General features: G+C 28.5%; 1 protein-coding gene and 1 pseudogene. Both read right to left on the bottom strand.

Annotated features, from left to right (window positions below; genetic code table 11):
* Positions 1 to 76: 76 nt before the first annotated feature.
* Positions 77 to 304 (bottom strand): annotated as a pseudogene (locus E6248_RS09705) (NrtR DNA-binding winged helix domain-containing protein); the annotation flags it as partial.
* Between the two features lie 171 nt (positions 305 to 475).
* Complete coding sequence (locus E6248_RS09700) at positions 476 to 8,476, bottom strand: NPCBM/NEW2 domain-containing protein (RefSeq protein WP_316340612.1); 8,001 nt, start codon at positions 8,474 to 8,476, stop codon at positions 476 to 478.
* Positions 8,477 to 8,666 lie beyond the last annotated feature (190 nt).

Genomic DNA, 8,666 nt, shown 5'->3' with positions numbered 1-8,666 from the left:
CCCCATAGGATAGACTTTTATATTATCTATCTTTATGAGGTACATTTCAACCTTTATTTACTCTAATAGTAAGTCTTTATTTAATTCTTTTCCATCTAGGGTTATATCTAAATAGCTTAGAAGGCCTATGCCCTACATCCTTAGTAAATTCCTTTGTCTCAACAACCATATTAGATATTTTTCTTCTAAATGCTGCTGCTAAAAGTTCTTTTCCTTGAATTATTTCATAAACCTTTTGGAGTTCTGTTAATGTAAATAATTCAGGCATAAGATTAAATGCTAAACTTGTATATTCAACCTTATTTCCCTATATTTCATTATCATTACAATTTTGTAAGGCTGTAATATTTTAGTTCCACATTATCAGTTAAAATAAATCATCCTTTATATTTCCTAAAACTATTCTGTTAATAAAATAAAAAATGGCTGTACCATCTTTTCAATTTTAGGTACAGCCATTTTTTATTTTATATTACTACTTTACATCAAACATAAATAATGATTGACTTAAGAAATTACTTTCAGCATCTTCATATACTATATACATACTATGTAGATACTTATCAAATTTTGAAATATCAAAAGAAACAACTCCGTTTTCATCCATTATTTCCTCTAAAGATAAATTAACAGCTTCATTACTTCTATTACTTTTTATGCTTACTGCCTTTGGTATTAATCTATCACCATTTTTATTTAATACTTTATAATCTAAAGTTATTTTATTGTCTTTCGCGTAAAGCATACCCTCTGTTATTATTTGAAGATGTGCATTTACACTAGTTAATTTTTTCAAATTTTTAAGTGGTGATAAATCTTTTATTTCATTATATGATAGATCTATTGTTTCTAGATTTCTAGCATATTTTAATGCTTCAATATTTTCAATACCTTTACCACTAAATGATACGTTTATTAATTTATGCATATCACCTATAGTTATATTATCACTTGATAACTTAAGCTCTTGTTTTATAGCAGCTTTAAGATATTTATCTGAAATATTTATAACTTCATTTAAATCTACAGCTTCTTCTAAGTTATCTATGGCCTTATTTACTTCTTCAATTATAGAATTTACTTCTTCTTGAGTACTTATCTTATCCTCTAATATAACATTTGCTTTATTTAAAGCATTTTCTAATACTTTGAAGGACTCTTCAGTATAATTATCTTTTACATATTTCTTGGCTTCATTTAATAATGATTCTAATTCATTATAGTTTGCTTGTACATCATTTGCAAAATGAAGCTTAGCATCTCCCCATGTAGCATGATCTGCAGCATTTCCATTTCCACCATCTCTTACTACAAGCTTTAATTCGTTTGCTTCAGTAATATTAACTTCTACATTTTTTTGTATATCCTTAGAATTCATTATTCCACTATCAAACTTCTTTTCACCATCAACATATACTTCAAAGCTTATTGAACTAACATTTCCATATACTTCTCTATCTACTCCAACAAATGAAGTGAAATATTCATAGTTTTTATCAGTTAAATCATATATTATTGTAGAAGTAGCATGAGTACCTATTCCTCTATCATAATAAATAGCCTCTCCATCTTCTTGTGTTAATCCAAGTTTGTTGTTTTCTACTGATTTATCCTTATTTACAGTTTTCCAACCTGAGTTTGCAGATTTCCAGTCATAATCTGTTAAATACTTGTAGTCATTCATATCTACTACAGATATAGTTCTAGTTTTAACTATTTCATTTCTATCACTATCTACAACTTTATAAGATATTTCATATTTTCCTGGCTTATTAAAATTAACTTTACCAGTTACTTCAACCTTCTCAGTTATATCTCCATCTTCAGCATCTATTGCACTCACTTCTTTATTTAAGTCTACTTCTTGTCCAAGCTTAGTTGCTACTGAAGCTGGTATAGTTAATTTTGGTTTTGCATTTGTAGTATATACTTTAGTGTCTCCCCATGAAGCAAAGTCTCCAAGCCCATTTCCATCTGCATCATTTGCTACTAATTTAAGTTCTTTTACTCCAGTAACATCTAGGTTTACAAGTTCTGCTTCACTACCTTTTCTTATTACATCTGAAGTATAAACTTCTTGGCCATCTGCAAATATTTTAAATATTATAGTAGTTCTATTGTCATCGTAGTTTTTATCAGTACCTACATATGTTGAGAAATTAGTATAGTTTCCATCTAAGTTATATACTATTTCTGCATTTGTTGCAGCTCCTATACCTTTATCAAACTCTTTTATTTCTCCATTAACCTTAAGTTTTATTTTATTCTTTAAGTTAACTGCTGAATCTTTATTTACAGACTTCCATCCTGATACTGCTGATTCCCATTCAATATCAGATAAATACGCACTTTCACTATAAACTACAACTTTTCTATCTTTAGTTGTAACATTATTATCACTATCAGTTACAGTGTAAGTTATAGTATATTCTCCAGATTTACCTGTATTAAAATCATTACTATTAACTTGAATATTTTCAGTTATATTACCATCTTCTTGGTCATTTGCAGTAACTCCTGAAGTTAAGTCAAAATCACTGTTTAATTTAACATAAGTTATTTCTTCAACATTTAATGTTGGAAACTTAGCTTTTATTATTTTTTCAGCTTTAACTAAATCTTCTTCAAATAAGTTAGCAGCTGGATGATTTTTAACTTCTTCTCTTAAAGTTTCTACTTTTTCTAAAGTATTATAGCTTTCAGTTACTTCAGTTTTAGTATTATCAGTAAATAAACTATTCATCTTGTCTGCTAAAGCATCTTCTTTATAGAATGTCAATTCACCTATAGCAGCCCAATTTTCATGTGCTTCTATAAATTTAAACATTACTCGTCTTGCTGTAGTTTTAGCTATTTTAAACTCTACAAGATCATTAACACTTCCAGTGTACTCACCTTTACCTGCTAATATGAAGTCATTTCCTTCTACTTCATTAGAAATGTATATTTCAAACTTCTTAGCAAATCCTTTTCCACCATTTCTTGGTTTATAAGCTATTCTATTTATTTCTTTACTTTCACCTAAGTCAAATATAACTTCATTTTGGAAGTTATCACTATTTGGTTTATTAGTTTCCCAGTGTGTGTTTACATTACCATCAATAGAATTTTCTATAACGCTATTTCCATATCTTCCTGCATTGTTACTTACTGAAAATACTGGTATTTTAAATTCTTCATTATATTTATCTAAATTATCAAATTTACCAAACATAGATTTGTTTACTGTAAAGTCCTCATATACTGTAACATATGATTTCTTCTCTACTGAGTTATTATCACTATCAGTTACTTTATAAACAACTTCAAATCTACCTGTTTTACCTTCTACATATGAGTTTGATATTATTTCAATATTAGAAGTTAGATCTCCATCTTCAGCATCTTTTGCACTAATACCTTCTTTAAAGTCTACATCTTCACCAATTTTATAGACTTTATCCTGAACTGTTAAAACAGGTTTAGCATTATTTGTAGTTAATTTAGGATTAGCTATTACTGAATGGTCCGATGTATTTCCATTTCCGGCATCAGTAACTTTTATTACTAACTCTTGTACATCCTTAACTGGTACATTTATATATACCATATCATCAGCATGTTTTAAAACATTTGTTGTGGCTAAAACTTTTCCATCTGCTATTATTTCAAATTTTATACTAGAATTATTTTGTTCTGCTATTGATGTATCAACTCCTAATAGAGCTTCAAAATTATCATAGTCTTTTCCTGATAAATCATAAATTATTTTACCATTTGCATGTATTCCAAAACCTTTTTCAAACTCTTTTTCCTCTCCATTTACTCTACCTTTTATATTAGTATTTCTTCTTGGAGTTCCCCACTGAGTTTCTACTGATGCCCAGTTTTCATCTGATAAATAGTCATAATCACTAACTACTTCAACTTTTACAACTCTTTCTACTTCTATATCATTATCAGTTACTATATATTTAACATAATAATTACCTATTTTACTAGTATCCACATTTTGTTCTACAAAAACTTTCGACGTTATATCATTTCCTTCATAGTTTAATGCTTTTATATAATTTAAAGGATCAAACTCTTCTCTTAATTTTAAAGTTATATTCTTTTGTTGAAGGTTTATACTTGCTCCAAATGTATTTGCTTCAACAGCTTCATCTGTTCCTAAATTAATGTCATAAGGTATTACTTCATATTTATAATTCTTACTTGTATCCACATTAGTATCTATAAAAGAATTTGTTGAAGTAAATCCTATTAATTCACCATCTCTAAATATTTCATATCCTAGTAAATCTGATTTAACTCCATTATCTATACTAAAGCTTAACTTAACTCCATTTTCAACCCTATTTAATGCAACCTCTAAATTAGTATCTTGAGTAAACCCATTTCCTTTATAATTAGCTTTACTATTATTTAAATACCATATCTTTTTATCTGACTTTTTGTATTTACTAGTTTCAACTCTAGTTTCATCATTAACTTCAAAACCATGTCTTGCAAAGTACTCACTCAAGTCTTCACCTATCACTTCTGATGAAAACTTCACCAAATACTGCATCTTAACATTCTCAGCATTTTCACTTCCTAAGCTAATAGACCTTTCTCTATATAACTTATTTAGCTTTCCCCAATAACCTGGCTTATACATTTCTAACTGCCAATATACAGCTAATTTTCCAAACACTCCATTTTCAATGTATTTATTAGAATTTTCACTTATAACATTATTATAAACTTCACTTTCAAATGGTATTCTATTATCTATCTTATTATAGTATACAGACATATACATAGGTAACATATTGTTTGTAACTTCACCATATAATCTTTCATATACGTCCATTTTATGCCCTATTTCATGAGTTAATCCCCATGATGGACCTCTCTCTTCAAATGGAACTAAATGATTTGCCATTACATCTCTTTGCACTCCAATATGTCCAGTTGCAGCATACATATATCCGAATGGTTGTGCTAATCTTACATTTTCTCTAATAAATTTAGGATCATTTTTTTCATTACTTCCATCTAATCCGTAATATTTAAATATTTCTTCCATATGAGTATTGTAAGATTTTATTGTATCTAAAGGATTTACACCTTGTTCGATATATGCTTGATATGCACCTGTCGCAGTACCTGTCCACACTATGTGATCACTTACAAACTCAAATACATCTAAGACTTTTCTATTTAAAACATTTGAATTTTTTTCTATATCTTCATCTATTGCTTTCTTATATTCTATTAAAAAGTTTTTAAAATCATCTATGTTAGTATCCTTTGTTACAAATGGGAACTTATCTCCTGAAGCAAATCTTATAACTGGTGCTTTAGGCTGTTCTTCACTTGTATAAGGATTTACTATATATATAGATCCCCCTCTAGTTACATCATGTTTATACCAGTTGTCTGTTGGTATATTTGGGACAGTTATAACATTTTTTCCTGGCTGTAAATTAACTGTTCTTAACCAATTAGCATAACTACCTTCTTGCTGAGAAAAAGCTAGTCGTGGTAATGGCTTTGTTGGATCTGCATCTACATAAACAGTTATAACATCACCTGGCTTTGCAGAAATTCCTGTTGGCTGATTATTATTACCAAATCCAAACTTTAAATTATTCCTTGCATGAGCTTCCATATTCCCATGTTGTTCTGCAGTAATAACTTTTACAGTTTCTAATTCTCCTTTAATAATTTTATGTGCCATTTCAAATAATTCTTTAAATGAACTTTCAAGGGGATGTCCTTTAGTTTCATTTTCTAATGCTTCTAATTTTTCTATAGTATTAAAGTCTTTAGATAGCTCATTCATTAATCCATTGGTAAATAAAGTATCTATTTTATCACTTAATTTATCTTGCTTATAAAATGCTAATTCTGATAAAGTAGCCCAGTCTTGGTCTCCCTTTTTAAACTTAAATTTAACTCTTTTAAATTTAGTTGGATTAAACTTTGCTTCAACTAATCCAGATGTCTTACTATGTTGACCTGTTGCTACAAGCTGATACGTATCTCCTTTAGATGTCATAGAACCATATATCTCAAACTCAGTAGCAAATCCCTTACTATCAGATTTTCTTGCTCCATAGACTATTCTATTTAATTCTACAGCCTCTTTAAACTCTACTTCTACCTCATTCGAAAACTCACTTGTATTTGATTTGTTAGTTTCCCAATAAGTATCTAAGTTACCATCTATCGCATTAGTTATTACTTGGGATAAATATTGACCTGCATTATTCTTTATGCTCTTTATATTTTCATTATCCATTTTAAATAAATTTGAATATTCTTCATTAGAATAATGTTCAAATTGTATTGTCGTCGCTGTTGTAGTTTCTATTTTTTGATTGTTTACTAATTCTTTAGCATTTGCTAAATCTTCTTTAAAACTCTCATAAAGTGGATGTTTTTTCGCTTCTTCTTCTAATTCATTTATTTTTTCTATACTATTAAATTCTTCACTAACAGTGCTCATTGTATTATCAGTAAATAGATTATCAATCTTATCACTTATAGGATCTTCCTTGTAGAATGCTATTTCTGATAATGTAGCCCAGTTTTGATCTGAATTTTTAAATTTAAATTTAACTCTTTTAAATTTAGTTGGATTAAATTTAGCTTCAACTAAACCAGATACTTTATCATGAGTACCTGTTGCTACAAGTTGATATGTATCTCCTTTTGATGTTGTAGAAGCATATACTTCAAACTCCTTAGCAAATCCTTTTCTATCAGATGGTCTTGCTCCATATACTATTCTATTTAATTCTACAGCTTCTTTAAATTCTACTTCTACTTCATTTGTAAAATCACTTGTATTTCCTTTATTAGTTTCCCAATAAGTATTTAAATCTCCATCTATAGCATTTGTTATTACTGCTGTTGAATAATTACCTGCATTATTCTTTATACTATTTATATTGATATTATCCATTTTAAATAAATTTGAATATTCTTCATTAGAATAATCTTCAAATTGTCTTGTCTTTGCTGTCGTAGCTTCTATTTTTTGCTGATTTGACAATTCCCTAGCATTTTCTAAACTTTCTTTAAAGCTATCATAAAGTGGATGACTCTTAGCTTCTTCTTCTAATGAATTTATTTTTTCAACAGTATTAAACTCTTCACTAACAGTACTCATTGTACTATCTGTGAATAATCTTTCAATTTTATCTGCTACTGCATCTTCTTTATAAAATCTAAATTCAGCAACAAAAGGTCTATTTATATTAGCTTTCACAAACTTAAACTTTATTCTTTTAAATTTAGTTGGTTCAAATTTAAACTCTAAAAAGTCATTTGTGCTTTGAGCAGTTCCTGTAGATACTAATTGGAATGTATCTCCATTTGTTGTTTCAGAAGCATATATTTCAAACTGCTCTGGGAACCCTTTTCTATTATCTCTTGCTAAAAATGCAATTCTGTTTAACACTTCTGGCTTGTCTAATGTAAAAATTACTTCATTAGTAAAGTCATTAGAATTATTAGTATTTGTTTCCCAATGTGTTTCTGGTTTGTCATCTAACATATATTCTAATTTCGTAGTTGGATAAACCCCTCCATTTGCACTTACATTAGTTATATTAGAATTTGACATTCTATATACTTTACTATACTCACTATCTTTTCCAGTATGATATGCTTCTAATCTTGAAACTTTTGCAGTTGTTGCCTCAATTTCTTTTTTTTTTAAAAGTATTTTTGCATCCTCTAAAGAAGTTTTATATTCTACATAAAATGGATGCTTTTTAGCTTCTTCTTCTAAAGCATTTATCTTTTCTATACTATTAAATTCTTCACTAACAACACTTTTTGTATTATCTGTGAATAATCTTTCAATTTTTCCTGCTGTTATATCTTCTTTATAAAATCTAAATTCTGCAACAAAAGGTCTGTTTATATTAGCTTTTACAAATTTAAATTTTATTCTTTTAAAATTAGTTGGTTCAAATTTAAATTGTAAAAAGTCATTTGTACTTTTAGCTGTTCCTTTTGAAACTAATTCAAATGTATCTCCTTCTGCTCTTTCTGAAGCATATATTTCAAACTCTTCTGGGAATCCTTTTCTATTATCCCTTGCTAAAAATGCAACTCTATCCAAGATCTGAGGCTTGTCTAATGTAAAAATTACTTCATTAGTAAACTCTTCATTATTATTAGTATTTGTTTCCCAGTGTGTTGCTGGGTTATCATCTAGCATATATTCTAGTTGAGTACCTGGATAAACTCCTCCATTTGCACTTATTTCAGTTATGTTAGAGTTAGGCATTCTGTAAAGTTCGCTATACTCAGCATCTTTCCCATTGTGATAAGCTTCTAATCTCGAAACTTTTGCAGTAGTAGCTTCAGCTTTATTTTCTTGTGAAACTATTTTTGTCTCTACTATTTCATCAGCTAAAACCTTTAGTGATGGTGATGAAAAGTTAGTTATTACTGCTGCTAAAATTAATGCAGCAATCTTTCTTTTATTCATTGGTTCCCCTCCTGATTATTATTACCCTCAGAAGCACATTAAAAAAAAGCTACTCCAATGAGTAGCTTGTATTATACCTGTTAATTAATATTTTGCATGACAAATAAACCATAAATACTAATTAATTTTTGAAACAAAAAGTATAATGTACTCTTTGGCAACTGGCTGACTTAGTTGTTAAACCTTAGTC

The organism is Clostridium sp. (assembly GCF_032552055.1).
In the GTDB taxonomy this organism is placed as follows: domain Bacteria; phylum Bacillota; class Clostridia; order Clostridiales; family Clostridiaceae; genus Clostridium.
The sequence above is the reverse complement of the archived record's forward strand: the minus strand, read 5'-3'. Positions and strand labels throughout refer to the sequence as shown.

Coding starts and splice junctions, on each gene's coding strand:
- E6248_RS09700 (WP_316340612.1), bottom strand. CDS start 8,476: ATGAATAAAAGAAAGATTGCTGCATTAATTTTAGCAGCAGTAATAACT.